General features: G+C 62.6%; 28 protein-coding genes. 14 read left to right on the top strand and 14 right to left on the bottom strand.

The features are described 5' to 3' along the window. The first annotated feature begins 124 nt into the window (after nucleotides 1–124). Nucleotides 125–820: a FadR/GntR family transcriptional regulator gene (locus tag F474_RS20825; protein ID WP_097087776.1), complete on the top strand. Its 696-nt coding sequence runs from the start codon at nucleotides 125–127 to the stop codon at nucleotides 818–820. Nucleotides 821–862: 42 nt separating this feature from the next. On the opposite strand, the gene F474_RS20820 is transcribed toward F474_RS20825, so the two are convergent. Then, nucleotides 863–1129, bottom strand: a complete 267-nt coding sequence (locus F474_RS20820; RefSeq protein WP_097087778.1) for a YheV family putative zinc ribbon protein — start codon at nucleotides 1127–1129, stop codon at nucleotides 863–865. Then, nucleotides 1129–3177, bottom strand: a complete 2049-nt coding sequence (gene prlC / locus F474_RS20815; protein ID WP_097088449.1) for an oligopeptidase A — start codon at nucleotides 3175–3177, stop codon at nucleotides 1129–1131. The genes F474_RS20820 and prlC overlap by 1 nt, the downstream gene beginning before the upstream one ends. Nucleotides 3178–3270: 93 nt before the next feature. On the opposite strand from prlC, the gene F474_RS20810 reads away from it, so the two are divergent. Continuing rightward, nucleotides 3271–3816: a gamma carbonic anhydrase family protein gene (locus tag F474_RS20810; protein WP_097087781.1), complete on the top strand. Its 546-nt coding sequence runs from the start codon at nucleotides 3271–3273 to the stop codon at nucleotides 3814–3816. Then, complete coding sequence (locus F474_RS20805) at nucleotides 3813–4475, top strand: HAD family hydrolase (RefSeq protein WP_371916172.1); 663 nt, start codon at nucleotides 3813–3815, stop codon at nucleotides 4473–4475. Before F474_RS20810 ends, F474_RS20805 begins: the two co-directional genes overlap by 4 nt. On the opposite strand, the gene F474_RS20800 is transcribed toward F474_RS20805, so the two are convergent. Then, nucleotides 4435–5541, bottom strand: a complete 1107-nt coding sequence (locus F474_RS20800) for an aminopeptidase (protein ID WP_097087783.1) — start codon at nucleotides 5539–5541, stop codon at nucleotides 4435–4437. The two genes, F474_RS20805 and F474_RS20800, sit on opposite strands and share 41 nt — an antisense overlap. Before the next feature lie 79 nt (nucleotides 5542–5620). Between F474_RS20800 and F474_RS20795 the strand changes: the two genes are divergently transcribed. Beyond that, entirely contained in the window at nucleotides 5621–6040 is a 420-nt protein-coding gene (locus tag F474_RS20795; RefSeq protein ID WP_097087785.1) for a hypothetical protein, read from the top strand. A 48-nt stretch (nucleotides 6041–6088) separates the two neighbouring features. Then, complete coding sequence (locus F474_RS20790; protein ID WP_097087787.1) at nucleotides 6089–6505, top strand: hypothetical protein; 417 nt, start codon at nucleotides 6089–6091, stop codon at nucleotides 6503–6505. A 3-nt stretch (nucleotides 6506–6508) separates the two neighbouring features. On the opposite strand, the gene F474_RS20785 is transcribed toward F474_RS20790, so the two are convergent. Together F474_RS20785 and F474_RS20780 are read right to left on the bottom strand one after the other, a co-directional pair. After that, complete coding sequence (locus tag F474_RS20785) at nucleotides 6509–6739, bottom strand: DUF1161 domain-containing protein (protein WP_097087789.1); 231 nt, start codon at nucleotides 6737–6739, stop codon at nucleotides 6509–6511. A gap of 1 nt (nucleotide 6740) precedes the next feature. Next, nucleotides 6741–7172, bottom strand: coding sequence for an OsmC family protein (locus F474_RS20780; RefSeq protein ID WP_097087791.1), 432 nt, complete (start codon nucleotides 7170–7172; stop codon nucleotides 6741–6743). Nucleotides 7173–7330: 158 nt separating this feature from the next. Here F474_RS20780 and F474_RS20775 point away from each other — a divergent pair, with 158 nt between their 5' ends. Continuing rightward, nucleotides 7331–8332, top strand: coding sequence for an LLM class flavin-dependent oxidoreductase (locus F474_RS20775; RefSeq protein WP_097087794.1), 1002 nt, complete (start codon nucleotides 7331–7333; stop codon nucleotides 8330–8332). A gap of 53 nt (nucleotides 8333–8385) precedes the next feature. Here the strand turns inward: F474_RS20775 and F474_RS20770 are convergent, their stop codons facing one another. Both F474_RS20770 and F474_RS20765 read right to left on the bottom strand, forming a co-directional pair. Then, nucleotides 8386–8610, bottom strand: coding sequence for a DUF1161 domain-containing protein (locus tag F474_RS20770; RefSeq protein WP_097087796.1), 225 nt, complete (start codon nucleotides 8608–8610; stop codon nucleotides 8386–8388). A 101-nt stretch (nucleotides 8611–8711) separates the two neighbouring features. Next, nucleotides 8712–8927 (bottom strand): dodecin, encoded by a 216-nt coding sequence (locus tag F474_RS20765; protein WP_097087799.1) that lies wholly within the window; start codon nucleotides 8925–8927, stop codon nucleotides 8712–8714. A 152-nt stretch (nucleotides 8928–9079) separates the two neighbouring features. Between F474_RS20765 and F474_RS20760 the strand changes: the two genes are divergently transcribed. After that, a complete protein-coding gene (locus F474_RS20760) occupies nucleotides 9080–9403 on the top strand; it encodes a YqjD family protein (protein ID WP_097087802.1) in 324 nt (107 codons plus the stop codon). On the opposite strand, the gene F474_RS20755 is transcribed toward F474_RS20760, so the two are convergent. Then, nucleotides 9376–10293 carry a LysR family transcriptional regulator gene (locus F474_RS20755; protein ID WP_097087805.1) on the bottom strand — a complete coding sequence of 306 codons (918 nt, stop codon included), beginning with the start codon at nucleotides 10291–10293 and terminating at the stop codon, nucleotides 9376–9378. The genes F474_RS20760 and F474_RS20755 overlap by 28 nt on opposite strands. 107 nt (nucleotides 10294–10400) lie before the next feature. Here F474_RS20755 and trpB point away from each other — a divergent pair, with 107 nt between their 5' ends. The 3 genes from trpB (at nucleotide 10401) to F474_RS20740 (ending at nucleotide 13007) form a co-directional block, all read left to right on the top strand. Then, a complete protein-coding gene (gene trpB / locus F474_RS20750; RefSeq protein WP_097087807.1) occupies nucleotides 10401–11621 on the top strand; it encodes a tryptophan synthase subunit beta in 1221 nt (406 codons plus the stop codon). Further along, nucleotides 11621–12430 (top strand): tryptophan synthase subunit alpha, encoded by an 810-nt coding sequence (trpA, locus tag F474_RS20745; protein ID WP_097087810.1) that lies wholly within the window; start codon nucleotides 11621–11623, stop codon nucleotides 12428–12430. Before trpB ends, trpA begins: the two co-directional genes overlap by 1 nt. 160 nt (nucleotides 12431–12590) lie before the next feature. Next, nucleotides 12591–13007 (top strand): anti-virulence regulator CigR family protein, encoded by a 417-nt coding sequence (locus F474_RS20740; protein WP_097087812.1) that lies wholly within the window; start codon nucleotides 12591–12593, stop codon nucleotides 13005–13007. Nucleotides 13008–13020: 13 nt separating this feature from the next. On the opposite strand, the gene F474_RS20735 is transcribed toward F474_RS20740, so the two are convergent. Then, nucleotides 13021–13953: a LysR family transcriptional regulator gene (locus F474_RS20735; protein WP_097087814.1), complete on the bottom strand. Its 933-nt coding sequence runs from the start codon at nucleotides 13951–13953 to the stop codon at nucleotides 13021–13023. A gap of 114 nt (nucleotides 13954–14067) precedes the next feature. On the opposite strand from F474_RS20735, the gene betC reads away from it, so the two are divergent. Beyond that, complete coding sequence (gene betC / locus F474_RS20730) at nucleotides 14068–15585, top strand: choline-sulfatase (protein ID WP_097087816.1); 1518 nt, start codon at nucleotides 14068–14070, stop codon at nucleotides 15583–15585. A gap of 35 nt (nucleotides 15586–15620) precedes the next feature. Further along, the gene (gene choX / locus F474_RS20725; protein WP_371916175.1) at nucleotides 15621–16517 is read left to right on the top strand and encodes a choline ABC transporter substrate-binding protein; all 897 of its coding nucleotides are present in this window, start codon (nucleotides 15621–15623) and stop codon (nucleotides 16515–16517) included. Nucleotides 16518–16565: 48 nt separating this feature from the next. Here the strand turns inward: choX and aroE are convergent, their stop codons facing one another. Continuing rightward, a complete protein-coding gene (aroE, locus tag F474_RS20720) occupies nucleotides 16566–17387 on the bottom strand; it encodes a shikimate dehydrogenase (RefSeq protein WP_097087820.1) in 822 nt (273 codons plus the stop codon). Between the two features lie 18 nt (nucleotides 17388–17405). Beyond that, nucleotides 17406–18341: an oxygen-dependent coproporphyrinogen oxidase gene (hemF, locus tag F474_RS20715; protein ID WP_097087821.1), complete on the bottom strand. Its 936-nt coding sequence runs from the start codon at nucleotides 18339–18341 to the stop codon at nucleotides 17406–17408. A 150-nt stretch (nucleotides 18342–18491) separates the two neighbouring features. Between hemF and F474_RS20710 the strand changes: the two genes are divergently transcribed. Then, nucleotides 18492–19466, top strand: a complete 975-nt coding sequence (locus F474_RS20710; RefSeq protein ID WP_097087823.1) for an NADPH:quinone reductase — start codon at nucleotides 18492–18494, stop codon at nucleotides 19464–19466. Here F474_RS20710 and F474_RS20705 read toward each other — a convergent pair. The 3 genes from F474_RS20705 to F474_RS20695 form a co-directional block, all read right to left on the bottom strand. Further along, nucleotides 19463–20017 carry an L-threonylcarbamoyladenylate synthase gene (locus F474_RS20705; protein ID WP_097087825.1) on the bottom strand — a complete coding sequence of 185 codons (555 nt, stop codon included), beginning with the start codon at nucleotides 20015–20017 and terminating at the stop codon, nucleotides 19463–19465. The two genes, F474_RS20710 and F474_RS20705, sit on opposite strands and share 4 nt — an antisense overlap. A gap of 17 nt (nucleotides 20018–20034) precedes the next feature. Then, complete coding sequence (gene dprA, locus F474_RS20700; RefSeq protein WP_097087828.1) at nucleotides 20035–21159, bottom strand: DNA-processing protein DprA; 1125 nt, start codon at nucleotides 21157–21159, stop codon at nucleotides 20035–20037. 82 nt (nucleotides 21160–21241) lie between these two features. Then, complete coding sequence (locus F474_RS20695; RefSeq protein WP_097087830.1) at nucleotides 21242–22267, bottom strand: LysM peptidoglycan-binding domain-containing protein; 1026 nt, start codon at nucleotides 22265–22267, stop codon at nucleotides 21242–21244. A gap of 103 nt (nucleotides 22268–22370) precedes the next feature. Between F474_RS20695 and def the strand changes: the two genes are divergently transcribed. Next, nucleotides 22371–22877, top strand: a complete 507-nt coding sequence (gene def, locus F474_RS20690) for a peptide deformylase (protein ID WP_097087832.1) — start codon at nucleotides 22371–22373, stop codon at nucleotides 22875–22877. Nucleotide 22878 lies beyond the last annotated feature (1 nt).

Raw genomic sequence — 22878 nt, 5'->3', positions numbered from 1 at the left:
CGGATTAGCGCCTCACAGTCACGAGATGCCCCCTAATTATCGGGCCGTTCCGGTAAGATCTCTGTTGTATTACAACTACTACTCAGACTACGCTGGCGCCCGTCAGCCTCCTCGGGATTCCATCATGGCGAACCCTTCCATACGCAAACGCGGCCAAAGCCTTGCCCAGGGGCTGGTCGATGCACTCAGCCAGCGTATCCGTGCGGGTACTTTTGCCGCCGGAAGCAAGTTGCCTCCCGAGAACACGATCGTTCAAGCCTACGGTGTTAGCCGTACAGTGGTACGTGAAGCGCTGTCGCGGCTACAGGCAGCCGGGATGGTGGAGACGCGCCACGGCGTAGGCACATTCGTGCTGGCCGGTGAACCGGGCCTGCGCCTGGCCGCCGATACCGCGCACGCCGTCGGAAGAATTCTGGATGTACGCCTCGGGCTGGAAAGCCAGGCAGCCGCCCTTGCGGCCCGACACAGGCAGCCGACCCACCTGCAGGGTATGCGCGAAGCGCTTGACGACTACCAGGCCAACCCGGGCAATGACGAACACTGCGCCGCAGCAGATTGGCAATTTCACCTGCTGATAGCCGAAGCCACTGGCAATCGTTATTTCACCGAGCTGATGCTGCACCTGGGCCGGGGCATGATTCCACGCACCCAGGTCAAGCCGCTGGAGCGTGGCGGTGACGACCTGTCTGCGCTAGCGCTGCCGGCAGCTCGTGAGCACGAGGCGATCTACAGTGCCATCCAGCGTCAGGACAGCGACGGCGCCCGCGCAGCTATGTGGCTGCACTTGTCCAATAGCCGGGAGCGCTTCAAGGCAAGCTGAGGGGTTGCGCGGCACCTCTTGGAGAAGGTGCCGCGCGAAGCGTTACTTCTTGAGCTTGGGGTTGGGGAAAAACTGCACCGTCTGAACCTTAGGCTTGGGCTTGGCCTGCGCCTGGTTCACCCGCGTGCCGAGCTCACGGGGCACTGACTGCCCTTGAGCGTTGAGCGTGTCTGAATAGCCGCAGGCCACGCACTCGCGGTGCGGCACGTCGTCTTCGCTCCACATCATCAGCTTGTCCTGCTCGCTGCAAGCAGGGCACACCGCTCCGGCGATGAAGCGTTTCTGGGTTTTGGTCACGATAGGCTCCATCAAGCAGCGCGCTCATCCAGGCCGCTATGGCGCAGCAGTGCATCGATCGATGGCTCACGGCCACGGAAATCGACGAACAGCACCATCGGCGCCTGCGAACCGCCACGGGCAAGAATTGCATCACGGAATGCCCGGCCGGTATCGCCGTTGAGCACGCCTTCTTCCTCGAAGCGCGAAAATGCGTCGGCAGACAACACCTCAGCCCACTTGTAGCTGTAATAACCCGCTGCGTAACCCCCGGCGAAAATATGCGCGAAGCTGTTGGGGAAACGGTTATAGGCAGGCGGGCGCATGACCGAGACCTCATCACGCACCGCCTCAAGCACCTGCAGCACCGAGCGCCCGTCGCCATGGGTGGCGTGCAGCTCGAAGTCGAACAGCGAGAACTCCAGCTGGCGCACCATCATCAAGCCAGACTGGAAGTTCTTGGCGGCCAGCATTTTGTCGAGCAGGTCTTGAGGCAGCGGCTCGCCGGTTTCGTAATGGCCAGAAATCAGCGCCAGGCCCTCGGGTTCCCAGCACCAGTTTTCCATGAACTGGCTGGGCAGCTCTACCGCGTCCCAGGCTACGCCGTTGATGCCAGACACACCGGCATGTTCGATACGAGTGAGCAGGTGATGCAGCCCGTGGCCGAATTCGTGGAACAGCGTGGTCACTTCATCGTGGGTCAGCAGGGCGGGTTTACCGGCGACGGCTGGGGTGAAGTTGCACACCAGGTTCGCCACCGGGCTCTGCAACGCCCCCTCGGCCGTGCGGCGCCTATCACGCGCGCCATCCATCCACGCACCGCCACGCTTGTTGGCGCGAGCGTAAAGGTCGAAGAAGAAGCGCCCCACATGCTGGCCGTTTTCCCTGATCTCGAACAGGCGCACATCTGGGTGCCAGCTGTCGAACCCTGGGAGCTCGGCGATCTGGATGCCGTAGAGCCGCTCGACCAGGCTGAACAGGCCGCTCAGCACTTTGTCGATGGGGAAGTAAACCCGTAACGCCTCTTGGGAGACGCTGTAACGCTGTTCGCGCAATTTTTCGCCGTAGTAACCGGTGTCCCAACTTTGCAGGTCCGGGCAGCCTTGCTCGGCGGCGTAGGCCTTGAGCTCTTCGAGGTCTTTGGCGGCGAAGGGTTTGCTGCGATTGGCCAAGTCCCGCAGGAAGTTCAGCACCTGGTCGCTGCTCTCGGCCATCTTGGTCGCCAGGCTCTTCTCGGCGTAGTTGGCAAAGCCCAGCAACCCGGCCAGCTCCTGGCGCAGGTCGAGCAGCTGCTGCATCACGGGGCCGTTGTCGTTCTGCCCGGCATTGGGGCCTTGGTCAGAGGCGCGCGTGCTGTAGGCGCGGTACACCTCTTCACGCAGCGCACGGTCGTCGGCATAGGTCATCACAGCGTAATAGCTGGGGAACTCCAGAGTAATCAGCCAGCCTTCAAGGCCCTTGGCCTGAGCGACTGCAGCCATCTGCGCCTTGGCCGAATCAGTGAGCCCGGCCAGTTGCGCCGGGTCAGTGACGTGCTTGCTCCAGGCCTGGGTGGCGTCGAGCAGTTGGTTGGAGAACTGGCTGCCCAGCTCGGAGAGCTTGCTTTGCACTTCGGCGTAGCGCTTCTGCTTCTCGGCAGGCAGGTCGATACCCGACAGGCGGAAGTCCCGCAGCGAGTGCTCCAGTGTGGTTTTCTGCCCCACATCGAAGCCCGCCGCCTCAGGGCTGTTCGCCAGCGCCTGGAAGGCGTCGAACAGCTCGCGGTTCTGGCCGATCTCGGTAGAGTAGGCGCTCAATGCCGGCAGGCAGGCTTCATACGCCTGGCGCAGCTCGGGGCTGTTGCACACGGCATTGAGATGGCTCACCGGGCTCCAGGCAGCGCCCAGCCGGTCGTTGAGCTCGTCCATCGCCAGCACCAGGCCATCCCAGGTCGGCTTGCTCGCCTGGTTTTGCAAGATGCCGACCAGGGCAGCCCGGTTATCGCTAAGGATCTGTTCAATGGCCGGTTGCACATGCTCGGGGCGGATCGCCGAAAACGGCGGCAGGTCGTAGGGCTGAAGCAGCGGGTTGTTCTCGCTCACGGTCTTTGCACCTTGGCTCTGAAGAATCATGGGACCATCTTAATTACAATCGACCCCGACCGCAGCAAATCGGCGGCATCAAAGGAGGCTATCGTGTCCATTCGAAGGTTCGAACAACATGCTCCCCAATTGGGGGCCAAGGTATTCGTCGACCGCAGCGCTGTGGTGCTGGGCGATGTCGAGATCGGTGACGACAGCTCAGTCTGGCCACTCACAGTGATCCGCGGTGACATGCATCATATCCGCATCGGCCAGCGCACCAGCGTGCAGGACGGCAGCGTGCTGCACATCACCCACGCCGGGCCTTTTAACCCTGAGGGGTTCCCACTGCTGATCGGTGACGACGTAACCATCGGCCACAAGGTCATGTTGCACGGTTGCACGCTAGGCAGCCGGATTCTGGTGGGCATGGGCAGCACCATAATGGATGGCGCGGTCGTCGAAGATGAAGTGATCATCGGCGCCGGCAGCCTGGTGCCGCCAGGCAAGCGCCTGCAAAGCGGATACCTCTACGTAGGCAGCCCGGCCAAGCAGGCGCGCGCCCTGACCGACAAAGAGCGGGCCTTTTTCACCTACAGTGCGGCCAACTACGTCAGGCTCAAGGATCGCCACCTCGCGGCGGGGTACGACCGCGCATGAACCTGGGCCATCGCAATATCCTTTTCGACCTCGACGGTACCCTGACCGACCCCCGTGAAGGTATCACCCGGTCGATTCAGTACGCCCTGGGCAAGCTTGGCATCGATGAACCCGACCTCGCCAAGCTCGAGCACTTCATCGGCCCTCCGCTATTGCAAGCATTCATGCAGTTCTATGGGCTGAGCGAGGCCAAGGCCTGGGAAGCCGTGAACCACTATCGCGACCGGTTTCGCGTGACCGGTCTGTATGAAAACGAAGTGTTCGAAGGGGTTACCGAGCTACTCGAGACCCTGGTCGCTCAAGGGCGGCATCTGTACATCGCCACCTCCAAGCCCTGGGAGTTCGCCCGTGAGATTGCCCGGCATTTCAACTTTGCCCGGCACTTCAAGGTGATCTACGGCAGCGAGCTGGACGGCACCCGCACCAATAAGGTCGACCTGATTGCCCATTTGCTCGAGCAGGAGCGCCTTGAACCTGCCCAGACCTTGATGATCGGCGACCGCAAGCACGACCTGATCGGCGCGCGCGCCAACGGGCTCGATTGCGTGGCGGTTGGCTACGGCTTCGGCAGCGAGGCCGAGCTATTGGGCGAAACACCCACGTACCATTTCGCCACGCTCAAGGCACTGCACCAGGCGTTTTCACCTCCGCGGGCATGAGCGCCTGCAATGCCGCCGAGCGTTGGGCGGTGGGGAGGGCGCCGAGCCGTTGCACCTCAGCATAGAAGCGCGGCCAGTTACCCCCCTGCTGCGCGAACAGCTCGGCAAAGGCGGGCACCCACTGGTCATACAAACCAAAGGGCAGCAGCTTAGCGTTGTTCAAGGGTGAGTACACCCAAGCGTCGTAACGGCGGTCACCCTGCCATTGCCGATCGCGCAGCTGTTGGTAATCGCGCCTCAGGCGCTCGAATTGCTCAGCCTTGGCCTGGCGCATGGCTTGGCGCGACAGCGGCTGGCGATACAGCGCCTCCAGCCGTTGGCGGGTGCCCAGCACCAGTTGCACGAATTGCTCACGCTGCGCTTGCCGCCCAGGGTCGGCAGGGGGCAGCTTGCGCCAGGCACGCCATTGCCGTGTGCCTTCCTGCTCGACGAAGGTGGCGAATGACTCATTGAACTGAGTGTCGTTCTTCACATAGAAGCGCTGGTGGGCGAGCTCATGGAAAATCAGCGTATCCAGCCGTTCCTGGCCCCACCCGGTCATGGTGCTGATGATCGGGTCGTCGAACCAGCCCAGTGTGGAATAGGTTTCGACACCGCCCAGATAGACGTCCTTGCCCTGCTGGCGGAGCAGCGCAGCGGCGCCCCTGGCATCGCCCTGGGCATAGAAGCCCTGATAGGCCACGCAGCCTGCGATGGGAAAACAATTCGTTAGCGGTTGCAGCGAGAACTCATCGGTGGCGAATACGTTCCACACCACGAACCGCCGGTGGATGTCCGCGTAGAGCCGATAGCTAGCGTTGTCGGGCAGGTGGAGCTGCTCGCTCGCGAAACGCCTAGCCTGCAGGGCCTGGCTCAGGTACTGCCGCAGTGGGGCGGGGCGCGAAGCGTCAGCGATGACCTCCTCTACCGGCTCGCGAGCCTGCAACAACTGCCACTGGCCCTGAGCGAGCTGGCCATAATAGCGAACGCTTGAGCAACCGCTGAGCAGGCAAAGTAGCAGCAAGGGAACCCAGCCCCTGCTGAAGTTGTCTCGTTTGCCGTGGCGGGTGCGCCCTGGCTGGATCATTCCTGCCCCCTGTGCAGCCCTGAGGCGACGTAGATCGCCATCCACCATTGCCCCCATTTTGCTGCTTCGGAGTGCGACAATGCGTGAAAATTTGTTACTTTGCTGCCTGCTTGCGCTGCCAGGCTGCTCACTGATCGGCCTGCCAAGCCCCGACCCGCACCAGGCGTGGGTGGACCTTCAGGTGCCACAGAACAATTCGCTGCATGCTCAGGAAGTCGATGCCAAACAGTGGGAAGACAAACGCTATTTCGAAGTGCAGCCCGGCAGCCATGAACTGACGGTTCGTTACCAGTTCGCCGTGGCCCCCACGAACATCGGCCCAGACGCCAACCCCTTGTGGCGTGATTGCCAGCTCAACGTCAAGTTCGCCCATTTCAATGCCGGTGAACGGTACCGCCTGCAGGCGGGCACTGTAGGGTTCACCCCATGGGCCAAGCTCTACGACGAACAGAACAAGCTGGTCAGCAAAGGGGTACCCGCAGGTTGCCAGCGCGCCTGAAGATTTGGGGATATGCTAGGCCAATCGATGCCCCCCTGGAACTGAATGATGCGCTCCAAGCCCGCCCTGCTGGCCGTATTGGCCCTACTGAGTGCCTGCAACACCACACCTCTGCCCGCGCACGATTCGGCGCAGGCCTGGGTCGACCTGAGCATGCTCGGCGGTAAGGCAATACTCGCTGAGAAAGTCGACGGCAAGCGCCTCGATGACGGGCGTTATTTTCAGCTTAAGCCGGGCTCTCACACGCTGGAATTTCGCTATGACTATGAAGTGAATATTCCCCTCACGATCATGAGCCAGCCGAGTGAGCGCATGTGTTACATCACCGTGCAGTACGACGGGTTCAAGGCCGCAGAGCGCTATCGAATCCAGGCCCGTAGCCTGGGCATCGAGCCCAGCGCCCTGCTGTACGATTCAGCCAATCAGGTTGTCGCTCAAGACAAAAGCAACTACTGCCTGTGGTAGCCGTCAGCCGTTTTTCTGATAGATGATTTTGCGAGTGCCATTGGCGCAACTGCCTACGATCATGGACGGGTCTTTCGCATCGGCGTTGTCCACGATCTCAAGGGTGTAGTCGGCCACGCCATTGGATTGAATCTTGGCCTCGATCTCGGCCTTCAACGCTTCGCAATCAAGCGGCGCGGCGCTGGCGCTGCCGGCCCACAGGGCGAACACGCACCACAACGCCGCGCGCTTCACCTTAATTCACCAGCGAAGCGTCGAGGGTGATGTCGGCATTGAGGACTTTCGACACCGGGCAGCCGACCTTGGCTTTGTTGGCCAGCTCTTTGAACTGCTCTTCGGTAGCGCCAGGCACGCTGGCCTTGAGCGTCAGGTGCACGGCAGTGATCGTGAAACCATCGGGCTTCTGCTCAAGCGATACTTCGGCCTGGGTATCGATGGCGGTCGCGGTCAAGCCTGCCTCGCCGAGAATCATCGACAGCGCCATGGAGAAGCAGCCCGCGTGGGCCGCCCCGATGAGCTCTTCGGGGTTGGAGCCTTTAACGCCCTCGAAACGCGCCTTGAAGCCGTAGGGCAAATCGCTGAACGCGCCGCTGCCCACGGAAATTTTCCCGGTGCCGTCTTTCAAGCCGCCTTCCCAGTGAGCGGACGCTTGTTTCTTGATAGTCATGCTACCTCCTTGGGTATTGTGCTGGTTCAATAAAAGGTCAGAGGCCCACGCATGGGCCAAGTTCAGTTGGTTTGCACGTCAAGGCGAATGCGTTCAATGTAGTCGCCTGACAACTAAAAAAACGGCGCGGGGGTGTCATTTTTTTAAGTGGAGTGTTCATGGGTACGTTGGCAAGCATCAAATATTCGGCGCTGGACCTTGTGCCAGTCCGTCAAGACCTGGGCCCTGCGCAATCGCTGCGCAATTCGCTGGACTTGGCCCAACACGCGGAGCGCTGGGGCTACACCCGTTTCTGGGTAGCCGAGCACCACAATATGGACGGCATCGCCAGTTCCGCCACCTCGGTGCTGCTCGGGTACCTGGCAGGCGGCACCTCGACCATCCGCGTCGGCTCGGGCGGCGTCATGCTGCCCAACCATGCACCGTTGGTGATCGCCGAACAGTTCGGCACGCTGGCCAGCCTTTATCCTGGCCGGATCGACCTCGGCCTGGGCCGTGCACCCGGCTCCGACCAGATGACCGCCCGCGCGCTGCGCCGGGAGCGCTCAGGCTCGGCAGACGACTTCCCGGATGATGTGGCAGAGCTCGCCGCTTACCTGGGCCCTCGCACGCCGGGGCAACGGGTGATCGCCGTGCCGGGCAGTGGAACCGAGGTGCCCATCTGGCTACTGGGCTCGAGCCTGTTCAGTGCGCAGTTGGCCGGTATGCGCGGCTTGCCTTATGCCTTTGCCTCGCACTTCGCCCCACGGCTGATGCATGAGGCGGTACGTGTCTACCGTGACCATTTCACACCCTCGGCCACGCTGGCCAAACCCTACGTGATGCTCGGCGTACCGCTAGTGGCGGCCGACTCCGATGAGCAGGCCGACTACCTGGCCACTTCGGTCTACCGGCGCATTCTCAACCTGATCCGCGGGCAAAGCCTGGTGCAGCAACCACCGGTGCCGAGCATGGAAGGGCTGTGGTTGCCCCATGAGAAAGATACGGTAGGCAGCTTCCTAGGCCTTGCCATGATCGGCAGCCCCGCGAAGATTCGCGGCAAGTTGGAGGTGCTGCTTGAGCAAACTCAGGCCGATGAGCTGATCTTTACCTGCGACCTTTACGAGCATACCGATCGGCTGCACTCGTATCGGTTGCTGTCACAAATCATGAGCGCGTGAAGCACGAAGCCCGGCATATGCCGGGCTTCGTTCATCTGTAATCAGGCGGAGCATCAGCCTCGTTTGTAGACGATCTCCTTGGTGCCGCCCTCGCAGCTCCCAACGACCTTGCCATCGGCGGCGCTGCCTTTGTCGACCACTTCCAGGCTATAGCCTGAAACGCCCTTGGCCTTGATCTTGGCGTCGATATCGCTCTTCACGGTATCGCACGAGGTGCCAGCGGCGAACGCGGACCCTGCCATACCCAACAACCCTACAGCCAACAAAAGTTTTTTCATCGGTCTCGTTCCCTGGTCTGTTGATACTGCTCAGCTATCCTGGCCCATTCGAAGGGCACCACCGTATTAACGTAAAACGGTTTTTTTAGCCAGTGCCTGGGTCAACTGTTGGCGATCTTGAAGCCCACTTTGATGGTCACCTGAAAGTGAGCGACCTTGCCGTCAAGGATGTGGCCGCGGGTTTCCATTACTTCGAACCACTCCATCAGATCGAGCGATTTGCTGGCTTCGGCCAACGCATTGTTGATGGCGTCTTCGATACTGGTTGTGGAAGAACCTACCAGCTCGGTCTTTTTGTAGGTGTGATGATCAGACATGGCCTTGCTCCTGTTCAGGGCGTACGCCACCGGCTGGTGGCTTATACCTGTTAAGGGGCGAAGCGGCAGCAAAAGTTCACCCCGACCGCACTTTCGCCAAGCGGTGAAGTCCCACCTCTACACAGCAACTCACCCGCAGGAGTGAACACCCCATGGCCAATTCGCTACGTAAAGCATCGCTGCAAAGCATGGAAGCCGAGATCGAGAGCCTGTTGCGCTCGCTCGAAGGCCTCAAGGACGACGCCACCGATGAGTCGCGCAAGACCATCAAGAATCTCAAGGCAAGCGCAGAGTCGGCGCTCAAGCAATCGCGTAGCCTGCTGGCGGATGCGTACGAAGAAGTGAAAGTCAAAACTCGCGAAACCAGCATTGCAACCCGCGACTATGCTCAAGAGCACCCACTGACCACCGCCGGGATCGCCGTAGGTGCCCTGGGCCTGCTCGCTGCCTACTTGCTGTGCAAGCGTTCTGACTGATCCTCGCTGCCCAGCGCGGCAGCGAGCCACGCTGCCAGCCGCTGGGCACGCCCGTCTGCAGCACGCCGAGGCACCCATAACGCGAGGCGTGCTGGGGTCTGGCTGAAGCCCCAGGGTGCCGCCAGGCGCCCTGCCTTTAGGTCATCGGCTACCAATACTTCGGGCGCAATCGCTACGCCCAATCCAGCCACCGCCGCCTCTAACAGATAGTAAAGGTGTTCGAAGCCCTGACCTTGCGTCAACGACTCGGGCGCCAAACCATTGCGCCTGGCCCATTCTGGCCACGCCTGGGGGCGAGACAATGTGTGCAAAACGGGCTCATCAAGCAAGGCATGCGCCGGGACACCGGACAACTGCTCGAACCTGGGATGGCGCGGGCTGAGTACCGGGCCGATACGTTCGGGCGCCAATTCGTGCACCTGCATCTGGGCGGGCCACGGCGGCTCAGCGAACACCAGCAGGGCATCCCAAGTCGCACTGCGTGGGTCGACATCGCCTTCACCGGCCGATAAGTGCAGGCGCAGATCAGGCAGGTCGGCATTGAGCTGCCCCAATCGTGGGATGAACCACCGGGCGAGCAAGCTTCCCGAGCACCCTAGCAAAAAGGGCGCGCCCTCCTGAGCCTGGCTCAACTGCGCACAGACCTGCCTCAACCGCCCAAAAGCCTCGTCGCACACATCGCGCAATCTAATGCCGGCGTCTGTGAGTTTAAGGCCGCGGCCATCTTTTACGAACAACGGTACGCCTAGCTCGTCCTCCAGTAGCCTGAGCTGCCGGCTAACGGCACCATGCGTCACGTTCATGTTCTCCGCAGCTTGGCTCACGCTGCCAGACCGAGCGGTGGCATCGAACGCTCGCAGGGCATTCAGAGAAGGAAGATCACGGCGCATATAGGTGAGTTTTCCTGACAGGTTATGGCGATCTTATCGGTTTTCAGCCTGGCGTGGGGTAGGTAAAGTGAACCCATTGTCTAGCCACCCTCCCGCAGGAGTGATCCATGACCCAAGCCCAATACCGCAGCGGCCCTGATACCAACGGCCTGTTTGGCCAGTTCGGTGGCCGCTATGTCGCCGAAACCCTGATGCCGTTGATTCTGGACCTGAACCGCGAATACGAAGCGGCCAAGGCTGACCCAGCGTTTCTCAAGGATCTGGCGTACTTCCAGCGTGACTATGTAGGCCGCCCAAGCCCGTTGTATTTTGCCGAACGCCTGACCGAGCACTGTGGCGGCGCCAAGATCTACCTCAAGCGCGAAGAGCTCAACCACACCGGCGCTCACAAGATCAACAACTGCATTGGCCAGATCCTGTTGGCCCGGCGCATGGGCAAGCAACGCATCATCGCCGAGACCGGCGCAGGCATGCACGGTGTAGCGACCGCCACCGTCGCTGCACGCTTCGGCCTGAAGTGCGTGATCTACATGGGCACTACCGATATCGAGCGCCAGCAAGCGAACGTGTTCCGCATGAAGCTGTTGGGCGCCGAGATCGTCCCGGTCACTGCTGGCACCGGCACCCTGAAAGACGCCATGAACGAAGCGCTGCGCGACTGGGTGACCAACGTTGACAGCACCTTCTACCTGATCGGCACCGTCGCCGGCCCACACCCTTACCCGGCAATGGTGCGGGACTTCCAGGCGGTGATCGGCAAGGAAACCCGTGAGCAGTTACAAGCGGCCGAGGGCCGCCTGCCCGACAGCCTGGTCGCCTGTATCGGTGGCGGCTCCAACGCCATGGGCTTGTTCCACCCGTTCCTGGATGACCAGAGCGTTCGGATCATCGGTGTCGAAGCCGCAGGCCACGGTATCGCGACCGGCCAGCACGCGGCCAGCCTCAACGGCGGCCGCCCAGGCGTGCTACACGGCAACCGCACGTTCCTGCTGCAGGACGAAGACGGCCAGATCATCGACGCCCACTCGATCTCTGCAGGCCTGGACTACCCCGGCATCGGCCCTGAACACGCGTGGTTGCATGACATCGGCCGGGTGGAGTACACCTCGGTCACCGATAATGAGGCTCTGGCAGCCTTCCACCAGTGCTGCCGCCTGGAAGGCATCATTCCGGCCCTGGAAAGCGCCCATGCGCTGGCCGAAGTGTTCAAGCTCGCACCGACGCTGCCCAAAGACCATCTGATGGTCGTCAACCTCTCCGGTCGCGGCGACAAGGACATGCAAACCGTAATGCACCACCTGGACCTTTCGACGCGGGAGAAACACTGATGAGCCGCCTGCAAAACCGCTTCGACGAGCTCAAGCAAGCCAACCGCGCCGCGCTGGTCACTTTCGTCACCTCCGGCGACCCGGACTACGACACCTCGCTGGCGATCCTCAAGGGCCTGCCGCAGGCTGGCGCCGATGTGATCGAGCTGGGCATGCCGTTCACTGACCCGATGGCCGATGGCCCGGCCATCCAGCTGGCCAACATCCGTGCCCTGAAGGCCCGTCAGACCCTGACCAAGACCCTGCAGATGGCCCGTGATTTTCGGGCAGGCGACCGCAGCACGCCGCTGGTACTGATGGGCTATTTCAACCCGATCCATAACTATGGCATCGAGCGCTTCATCGCCGATGCGACAGAGGCCGGCGTCGACGGCCTGATCGTGGTCGACCTGCCGCCAGAGCATAACCACGACCTGTGCGACCCGGCACAGGCTGCGGGTATCGACTTCATCCGCCTGACCACCCCCACCACCGACGACGTGCGCCTGCCCACCGTGCTGAACGGGAGTTCCGGGTTCGTCTACTACGTGTCGGTGGCCGGTGTGACCGGGGCCGGCTCGGCGACCGCCGAGCACGTGACCGAAGCCGTGGAGCGCCTGCGTCGGCATACCGACCTGCCGATCAGCGTCGGCTTCGGCATCCGCACCCCAGAGCAAGCAGCCGCCATCGCGCGCCTTGCCGACGGCGTGGTCGTGGGCTCGGCGCTTGTCGATCAGATCGCCAAGGCTGCGACGCCGGGCGAGGCTGTCGAAGGCGTGTTGGGCTTGTGCAAACAGCTGGCTGAAGGCGTACGCAGCGCCCGCCTGTAAGGGCGAATGTAAAGGCAGTGCCAGGGCAGGGTAAAGTTTCGGATACAGAGGAATTACCTCGGTTTTTCAGGCACTAACGGGCAAGAACGCAAGGGGCGCGAGCACAGGGTTCGCGCCCCTTTTTGTTGCCCGCGTGCGGGCGCTCGCCGAGGAATGAATGATGAAATGGCCCACCTCACTGATCAGTGCGCTGAGTGTTGCACTGTTGGCTACAGCGCCTTTGGTTCAAGCCGACCCTGGCCCGGACAAACATGGCCCAGGCCATGGCGGCCACCCACCAGCGGCTCATGGCCAACCCGGCCGGGGGCCGCAACCACCCCGCGACTTTGGCCCGGTGCGCCAGAGCATCAGCGATCATCGGGGCGATTTCGGTCACGGCCGACCCATGCCACCCGGGGTACACCTGGTCAAAGGCCAGCCTTTGCCGCACGGCTATGGCCGCCCGCTCGATCGCCGCGCCCTGGCGCACCTGCCTCGCTATGACGGCTACGAGTGGCGCCGGGTCGGTCCAGACGTGGTGCTGGTAGCGGTGGGCACCACCGTGATTTACGAGATCCTGAGCGGCGTGCTGAACTAACGCTGCCTGCGCATCAACGGGCGAACCGTTCCGGGGCCAGCGGGCCGACCTGCTCGGCCAGCAACCAGTCGACAAAACGCTGGATGGTCCGGCTGCGGCGCTTGCGCGTGGGCAATACGACGTAATAACCCATGTTCGAGCGTGCACTCTGTTCGAACGGGCGGCACAGCAAGCCTTGGTCGAGCAGGGCATCTACCAGGTGCTTCCAGCCGATGGCGACCCCCTGCCCGGCGATCGCAGCCTGGATCAGCAAAGTGTAATTGTCGAAACGCAACTGGCCTGGAGTGGGCTGGGCGGGAATTTCCCAATGGCGAAAAAGCCGCGCCCAGTCGAACCACTGGCTGCTGGTTTCGCCACGCAAGTGCAACAGCGGCAGCTCGCGCAACGCCTTGAGCGACAGCGGCGTAGCGGCGGTATCCAGCAGCCGGGGGCTACACACCGGAAATACCTGCTCATCGAACAGCCAGTGGCTCTCGCCTTGGCGGAATCGACCATCCCCGAACAGCACGGCGACGTCGATATCGCTGCGCAACATGCCATGGCTGCGCTCGGAGGTGACCAGGCTCACATCCACCTGCGGGTGAGCCTGGTGAAAACGGTGCAGCCGCGGCATCAGCCAATAGGCGGCGAAGGCGAAGTCCGTCGCGACCTGCAGCACTTCGTGCTGGCCTTGCGCAGTGATGGCGCCCAGGCCCGTGTCGATATTCTGCAGGCCCGCCTGCACATGCTCGAACAAGGTAGCGCCGGCATCGGTCAGGTCTATCCCGCGGTACACCCGGTCGAACAGGCGCACGGCCAGTTGCTCCTCAAGGCGTTTGATCTGCTGGCTGATGGCGGGCTGGGTAGTGCCGAGCTCCGCAGCGGCAGCGGTAAAACTGCGATGCCGCGCGGCGGCTTCGAAGGCACGCAAGGCATCGAGCGAGACCGCTCCGAGACTTTCAAACATAAGCTGCACTTATCCTAGGCATTATCGACTACGGTATTTACGCCAACGGACGCGGCCCTTCATTCTATTCCCAGCAATATCGCATAACCCACCACAATGGAACGCTGCGATCTTATGAAACGCAAGAACATTCTATTTCTGATGGCCGACCAGATGGCCGCACCTCTGCTGCCGTTTTACAACCCGTCGCCGATCAAGTTGCCTCACCTTTCGCGCCTTGCCAGCGAAGGGGTGCTTTTCGACTCCGCCTACTGCAACAGCCCGTTGTGCGCACCCTCGCGCTTTACCTTGGTCAGCGGCCAACTCCCCAGCAAAATCGGCGCTTACGACAACGCTGCCGATTTCGCCGCCGACGTCCCTACCTATGCCCACTACTTGCGCAAGCTGGGCTACCACACTGCGCTGTCGGGCAAGATGCACTTCTGCGGCCCGGATCAGTTGCATGGCTACGAGCAGCGCCTGACCAGCGATATCTACCCTGCCGACTACGGCTGGGCAGTGAACTGGGACGAGCCAGACGTGCGCCCCAGCTGGTACCACAACATGTCGTCGGTGCTGCAGGCCGGGCCGTGCGTGCGCACCAACCAGCTCGATTTCGACGAAGAGGTGGTCTTCAAGGCCCAGCAGTATCTGTATGACCATGTACGCGAGGCCAGTGGGCGCCCCTTCTGCCTGACCGTGTCGATGACCCATCCGCACGACCCCTACACCATCCCCAAGCCGTTCTGGGACCTGTACAGCGACGACGACATCCCGATGCCGGCGAACGTGCCCGACCAACAGGCGCTCGACCCGCACTCTCAGCGGCTGCTCAAGGTCTACGACCTTTGGCGCAAGCCGCTACCGGAAAACAAGATCCGCGATGCCCGCCGCGCTTACTTTGGCGCGTGCAGCTACATCGACCACAACGTCGGGCGGCTGCTGGCCACGCTGGAAGAATGCGGCCTGGCCGATGACACCATCATCGTGTTCTCTGGCGACCACGGCGACATGCTGGGAGAGCGCGGCCTCTGGTACAAGATGCACTGGTTCGAGATGTCGGCACGAGTGCCTTTGTTGATCCACGCCCCGGGCCAGTTCGGCGCCAGGCGGGTCAGTGCTTCGGTTTCCACCGCCGACCTGCTGCCAACGCTGGTGGAGCTGGCCGGGGGCCAGGTGCAGCCACAGCTGCCGCTCGATGGCCGCTCGCTGCTGGGCCACCTTGACGGCAGCGGCGCCCACGATGAAGTGTTTGGCGAGTACATGGCCGAGGGCACGAACAGCCCGCTGATGATGATCCGCCGCGGCGACTACAAGTTCATCTACAGTGAAGCCGACCCTTGCCTGCTGTACAACGTGCGGCAAGACCCTCACGAACGCGAGGACCTGAGCAGCGCGCCCGATCACCGTGAGCTGTTCGACCGCTTCCTGGCCGAGGCACGGGGTAAATGGGACATGCAAGCGATCCACCAACAGGTGCTGGCCAGCCAGCGGCGGCGCCGTTTCGTCGCAACCTCCCTGGCCCAGGGCCAACTCAAGAGCTGGGATCACCAGCCGCTGGTCGATGCCAGCCAGCAATACATGCGCAACCATATCGACCTGGACGATCTGGAGCGCAGGGCACGTTATCCACAACCCTGCCAATCCGAGTAGAAAAAGGGGAAGCCATGAAGACGATAACCACCGTGATGGCCGCAAGCATGATGGCCGTGAGTGCCGGCGCTTGGGCCGAACAAAGTTGCAGCCCGGTCAGGATGGCCGACCCGGGGTGGAGCGACATTGCCGCGACCAACGCCATCACCGGCTTTTTGCTGGAGAGCATGGGTTATCAGGTGAAGGTAGACTCACTGGCAGTGCCGATCACCTACGGCGGCCTGCGCGACGGCCAGGTGGACGTCTTCCTGGGTAACTGGATGCCCGCGCAGCAAGGTTTCTACGACCAGTTCATCGCCAACGGCAAGGTGGTGCAACTGGCCAAGAACCTGGAAGGCACCGAATTCACGTTGGCTGTCCCGGATTATGTATACAACGCAGGCGTGCATGACTTCGCTGACCTCAGCAAGCAGGCCGACAAGTTCGACCACAAGATCTACGGTATCGGTGCGGGGGCGCCGGCCAACCAGTCGCTTCAGGACATCATCAAGAAGAATGACTTCAACCTCGGCGACTGGAAGCTCACTGAGTCCAGCGAGCAGGCCATGCTCGCCGAGGTAGACCGCGCCGTGCGCCGCGAGAGGTTCATCGTGTTCCTGGGCTGGCAGCCGCACCCGATGAACGTGAAGCTGAAGATGAAATACCTGACCGGTGGCGAAAAATACTTCGGCGCAACCGGCAGCGTGTTTACCTTGACCCGCCCCGGCTATGCCGAGGCCTGCCCGCAGGTCGGCAAGTTGCTGACCCAGCTGATGTTCACGCCCGAGATGGAAAACACCATCATGGCCGACGTGGTGGATACCAAGAAGAGCAACACCGATGCGGCCAAGGCCTGGCTCAAGGCCCATCCAGAGGTGCTGGATAAATGGCTGGCCGGCGTGAAGACGGTCGACGGCAAGGAGGCACTCGCGGCGGTGAAGGCCAAGCTCTGAGCAATGTGAATCAAGGCCGGCCTGCCACTTGATCACCGGCCTAAGCAGCTAGCCCAGTTGCTCCCGCAGTTGGCGAAGCACCACGGCAGTGTCCACCTCCACGCTTCGCCAGGCGCGGAACGCCACTGCAGCCTGCTCCACCAGCATGCCCAGCCCATCGATCGCCTGGGCCGCCTTATGCTCGGAGGCCCAACGTAAGAAAGGCGTGGGCTCTTTGCCATACATCATGTCGTAGCACAGGGTGCGGCCGGGGGCGATGAGGCTGGCCGCCAACGGTGGCAGTTCCCCTGCCAGGCTGGCGGCGGTGGCGTTGATGATCACGTCGAACGGCTCGGCGAGCACACCGAAAGCGCTGGCGCTTACCGGCCCCAGTTCGGCGAACATCTCCGCTAGAAGCTCGGCTTTTTCCAGCGTGCGGTTGGCGATCACCAGCGCCTCGGGCTCCTGTTCCAGGAGCGGCTCAAGCACCCCACGTACGGCGCCGCCCGCACCTAGCAACAGAATGCGCTTACCCGCCAACGTAGCGCCGGCGTTGCTCATCAGGTCGCGCACCAGGCCTTCACCATCGGTGTTGTCGCCTCGCACGCTGCCATCTTCCAGGCGGCTGAGCATGTTTACCGCGCCGGCCCGCCGGGCACGCTCGGTCAGTTCGTCACACAGGCGGAACGCCTCTTCCTTGAAGGGTACGGTCACGTTGGCCCCCAGGCCGCCCTGATGGAAGAAGCCCCTGGCGCAAGCCGTGAACCCGTCCAGCGGTGCCAGCTGAGTGCTGTAGTCCAACTGCTGTGCTGTTTGCTCTGCAAAGAGGCGGTGGATCAACGGCGATTTGCTATGGGCAATCGGGTTTCCAAAAACGACGTAACGGTCCATTACAGAAACTTCCTGCGGTCAAGGCGCGTGGTTTTCAGGGTTCAGGCCGAGCCAGTCACGGTCCTGAAGAAAGTAGTCGGTCAGCCGTGCTTCAGCGCTGCCAGGCGCAGGGCGCCAATCGTAGCCCCAGCGCACCTGCGGTGGCAGCGACATGAGGATCGACTCGGTACGCCCGCCCGACTGCAGGCCAAACAGTGTGCCGCGGTCGTAGACCAGGTTGAATTCGACGTAACGCCCGCGGCGGTATTCCTGGAATTCACGTTGCTCCGGCGTCCAGGCGAGCTGCCGGCGCCGCTGTACGATGGGCAGGTAAGCCTCGATGTAAGCGTCGCCGATCGCGCGCATGAAGGCAAAGCTGGTGTCGAAGTCCCATTCGTTCAGGTCGTCGAAGAACAACCCGCCGATACCGCGGGGCTCACCGCGGTGCTTGAGATGGAAATAGCGGTCGCACCAGGCCTTGTAGCGCGGGTAGACGTCCGCGCCGAACGGCGCACAGGCCCGTTCGGCCACCCGGTGCCAGTGCACGCAGTCTTCTTCGTGGGCGTAGTAGGGCGTAAGGTCGAAGCCGCCGCCGAACCACCACACCGGCTCTTCGCCTTCCTTCTCGGCAATGAAAAACCGCACATTGGCGTGAGAGGTCGGCACATGAGGGTTGTGCGGGTGAATCACCAGCGACACCCCCAGCGCTTCGAACCCGCGCCCGGCAAGCTCAGGCCGGTGGGCACTGGCCGAAGGAGGCAGCCCGGCGCCGAAGACATGGGAGAAGTTGACGCCCCCTTTTTCGATCAGCGCGCCTTCTGCCATCACCCGCGTACGGCCGCCACCGCCGGCCTCGCGCACCCAGGCCTCTTCGGTGAAACAGCCGCCGCCGTCTTCGGCTTCAAGTGCCTGGCAAATGCGGTCTTGCAGGCCCAGCAGGTAGGTTTTGACGGCTTCGGTACGGGGGTGGCTCATGGACTGACCTCGACGCGAGGGGCGCCAGCGGCACTGGCGGCCCGGTGAAAACGGCGCCCAGCATATCACCGAGCCGGGCGTGCCAGCAGTTGACGAAGCTGCTGCAAAGGCGTCCGATAGGTGCTTTGCCCCTGCCCGAAGGAGATCACCATGGCCAAACGTATCCAGTTCGACGCCACCGGCGGCCCGGAAGTCCTGCAATACGTCGACTACACCCCCGCCGAACCAGGCCCGAATGAGGTGCGGGTACGCAACAAGGCCATCGGCCTGAATTACATCGACACCTATTTCCGTGGCGGCCTCTACCCGATCTCGAACTTCCCATCAGGGCTTGGCACCGAAGCTGCGGGCGAAGTCGAGGCCGTCGGCAGCGCCGTCACCCATCTGAAACCGGGTGACCGCGTGGCCCATGCTGGCGGCCCCCTGGGTGCCTACAGCGACGTCCATGTGCTACCGGCCAACGTGCTCGTGAAGCTGCCGGAAGCCATCTCGTTCGAACAGGCCGCAGCGGTGATGCTCAAGGGTTTGACCGTGCAATACCTGATGCGCCAGACGTATCGGGTGGAGGCGGGCGAAACTATTCTGTTTCATGCGGCGGCGGGGGGTGTAGGGCTGCTGGCCTGCCAATGGGCCAAGGCCCTGGGCGCCAAGGTGATCGGCACCGTCAGCTCCCCGGAAAAGGCCGCCAAGGCCAAAGCCGCCGGTGCCTGGGAAGTGATCGACTACAGCCATGAGAACGTGGCCCAGCGGGTGCTGGAACTGACCGACGGCAAGAAGTGCCCGGTGGTCTACGACGGCGTGGGCAAGGATACCTGGGAAACCTCACTCGATTGCGTGGCTCCTCGCGGCCTGCTGGTGAGCTTCGGGAATGCGTCCGGCGCAGTAAGCGGGGTGAACCTTGGGGTGCTGGCCAGCAAGGGGTCGCTGTACGTCACACGCCCCACCCTGGCCACCTACGCTGTGCCATCGGCGCTGCAAGGCATGGCAGACGAGCTGTTCGGCATGATCACCAGCGGCAAGCTGAACATCGAGATCAACCAACGCTACCCGCTGGCCGAGGCGGCCAAGGCCCACACCGAGCTTTCCGGCCGGCGGACCACAGGCTCGACCATTCTGCTGCCCTAAGGGCGGATGACCTCACCCGAGCGCAGGTCGCGAATCACGCTCGGGTTCTTGCGCCCGCCCAGCGGGCCACCGAGCACGTGGTCAACCTGGCCACGGAAGTACTGTTCGACACGCAGCCGTGTACGCGCAGGCTCCTTGCCTTGGGGGTTGGCAGAGGTGGACACGATCGGCCCGACCAGCGCGCACAGTTCACGTACCAAAGGGTGGTCACTGACCCGCACGGCAACGCTGTCATGCTGGCCGGTGATCCACTCCGGTAGCAGGTCACGGTGCGGCACCAGCCAGGTGTTGGGGCCTGGCCAGGTAGCGGCCATTTTGTCGAGCCAGTCCTGGGGATAATCTTCGAACAGGAAGTCGAACTGGCGGATGTTATCGGCGATGAGAATCAACCCCTTGGCCATCGGCCGCGACTTGATCGCCAGCAGGCGGATCACCGCGTCTTCGTCCCAAGGGTCACACCCCAGCCCCCAGACTGCTTCGGTCGGGTAGGCAAGCACTGCGCCTGCCCGAATAGCTCGCGCGGCCTGTTGCGTGCGCCAACTGCTCACCATGTCTGTCACTCCCCGTTTCAACGTGCGCGCAGTGTATCCGGCAGTGGCCTGGCAAACCATCGCCCGGCTTCAGAAACGACCTGCCCGGCGACCTCGAGTTCAGTCAGGGCCGCCAGCAGGCGCGGCAGCGGCCAGCCCATGTCGCGGGCGAGCGCTTCACTGCTTCGGGGCCCTGCAGCCAGTTCGCAGAGCACGGGGTCGTTGATAGGCACAGCAGTGGGCATGGCTGCAGCGTAGGCAGACCAGCCGGCGAGCCCTTCGAGGATGTGCTCGACACTTTCCACCAATTGCGCACCGTCACGGATCAACTGATGGCACCCCCTCGCACCGGGGTGGTGAATGGAGCCAGGCACGGCGTACACCTCCCGGCCCTGCTCAGCAGCCAGGCGCGCGGTGATCAAGGAGCCGCTGGCCAGCTGGGCCTCAACCACCAGCACACCGAGACTCAGGCCGCTGATCAGGCGATTACGCCGTGGGAAGTTATCCCGAGCCGGTGGTGTAGCCAGCGGGTATTCTGAAATCAGCGCGCCACCGGCTTGCACCAGCTCCTCTGCCAGGCCCTTGTGCCGCTGTGGATAAATATTCTCAAGCCCCGTGCCGAGCACTGCCACAGTGCCGCCGCCTGCCCTGATCGCCCCCCGATGCGCGGCGCCGTCGATACCAAGGGCCAGCCCGCTGGTGACGACGAAACCGGCCCCGGCCAGCGCCTGGGCGAAAGCCTGTGCGGTATCCAGCCCGGGGGTGCTGGCCCGCCGGCTACCAATGATCGCGAGCTGTGGCCGCTCGAGCAGGGCGGGGTTGCCGCGTACGAACAATAGCGGCGGAGGGTCGGCGATTTCCTTGAGCAAAGCAGGGTAGTCTGGGTCATCCCAAGCCACCAGGCGCCGGCCAGGCTGCTCAAGCCACCGGCTGGCGGCCAGTGCGGCATCCCGCACAGAGGGCTCCCGACGCGCTGCAGCACTACTGGCCTTGAGGCCCAGCGCACGCCAGGCGGCCGCCGGCGCAGCCAGCGCCGCACAGGCGCTGCCGAAGGCGTGAATCAGTCGGGAGAAGTGGATGGCACCGACATCTGGAAGCAGATGCAGGCGCAAACGAGCGTCCAGCTCGGCGGGCGAAGGCCCGATGGGTTCGAACAATGGCATGGGATCATCCTTGATCTCAGCGCCACAAGCGCGATTGCAACGCCTGTGGATAACTCTGTTGATGAATGTTGTAAAAACGCCACTATGGGTTGGTGAACTTGTCCATGATAGCGAGGGAACGGGTAGCGTTTAGCACTAGACCGTAGCTGAGTTTTTCGTAGGTACGGAAGACCATCAACATCCCGGCACGCTCGTCGGGCACCTTCACCTGCTCACCCGTGACGCGGTCACGCACGGTTTCGCCGGTCTTGTAGATGGCGAGCACATTGCCTTCTACGAGCCCATCCCGGCGGCCACGGTCGAGCGTCACCACATCATACTTGCCGATCTGCGTCACGCCGCGCGGCACGTCGAGGATGGTGCCGTGAACCTCGCGGCTTGGGGGGCTGGGGTAGAAGAACGAGTTCACTGGCATCAGGCCGGTGGGGAAAAGGCGGTCGCCCAGGCGAACCTCAGCGTTGGAAGCCTGCAGGTTGAGTGTGGCCATGTCACCTTCCAGGGCGACTACCTCGGCGCCACCGATGTTGTCGGCGTTGATGCCCAGCACTTCATGAGTGGCGGGGTCGAAGTAAGTCTTGCCTTGGCGAAAGATACCGTAGGCGCTCTGGTTGGCGTCGAACTGCCCGCGCCCATAGATGCGATCACCTCGCCCGCTCAGCACCCGCTCCTGGTTGCCGGCAACGATATAGGGTGCTCGGGCGAAGTCCTCGGCCGAATCCACTACCCGGTTGTCGAGCAGGAAGGCGTTGATCGCACCCAACGGGATGGTCGGAATCGCCTGGGCAACCGGGCTGGTGCGTACAGTAGGTGAAAGCTTGATGGTGCCTCGGGACGCACCGCGCTGCACCGAAAGCCGTGGCTGGCCATCGACGAAGGTGAGCACCAGGGTATCGCCGGGGTAGATCAGATCAGGGTTGGCGATCTGCGGATTGGCGTGCCAGATCTCGGGCCACTGCCAGGGCTTGCTGAGGAACCTGCCGGATATGTCCCAAAGCGTGTCGCCTTGGACTACCGTATAGCGCTGTGGATAACCGTCCCTGAGTTGCACTTGCGCCTGCGCCAGGCCGCTGGCGGCCAACAACAGCAGGGCCAGTAGTGATTTCCTCATGCCGTGAATCCCTTTATCATGTACGCATTCGTCAATGCCCGCGCCCGGCGGGTCGCCCCTGAGCGCATCGCTGACATTACCTTAAAGCACGGCACTTGAGCATATGGCTATTTTAAACATTCTCGAATTCCCGGACCCTCGCCTGCGCACCCTTGCCAAGCCTGTGGCCGAGGTCGACGACAGCCTGCGCCAGTTGATCGACGACATGTTCGAAACCATGTACGACGCCCCGGGCATCGGCCTGGCGGCTACCCAGGTCAACGTGCACAAGCGTGTCGTGGTCATGGACCTGTCCGAAGATCGTAGCGAACCCCTGGTGTTCATCAACCCGGAGTTCGAAACACTGACCGATCAAATGGACCAATACCAGGAAGGCTGCCTCTCGGTACCCGGCTTCTACGAAAACGTCGACCGGCCGCAAAAGGTCAGGATCAAAGCCCTGGGCCGTGACGGCCAGCCCTTCGAAATGGTCGCCGAGGGCCTGCTGGCGGTCTGCATCCAGCACGAGTGCGACCATTTGAACGGCAAGCTGTTCGTCGATTACCTGTCTACGCTCAAGCGCGACCGGATCAAGAAGAAGCTGGAAAAACAGCACCGCCAGCAAGCTTGAC

The sequence above is a fragment of the Pseudomonas sp. URIL14HWK12:I12 genome (assembly GCF_003097135.1).
Classification (GTDB): Bacteria; Pseudomonadota; Gammaproteobacteria; order Pseudomonadales; family Pseudomonadaceae; genus Aquipseudomonas.
The sequence above is the reverse complement of the archived record's forward strand: the minus strand, read 5'-3'. Positions and strand labels throughout refer to the sequence as shown.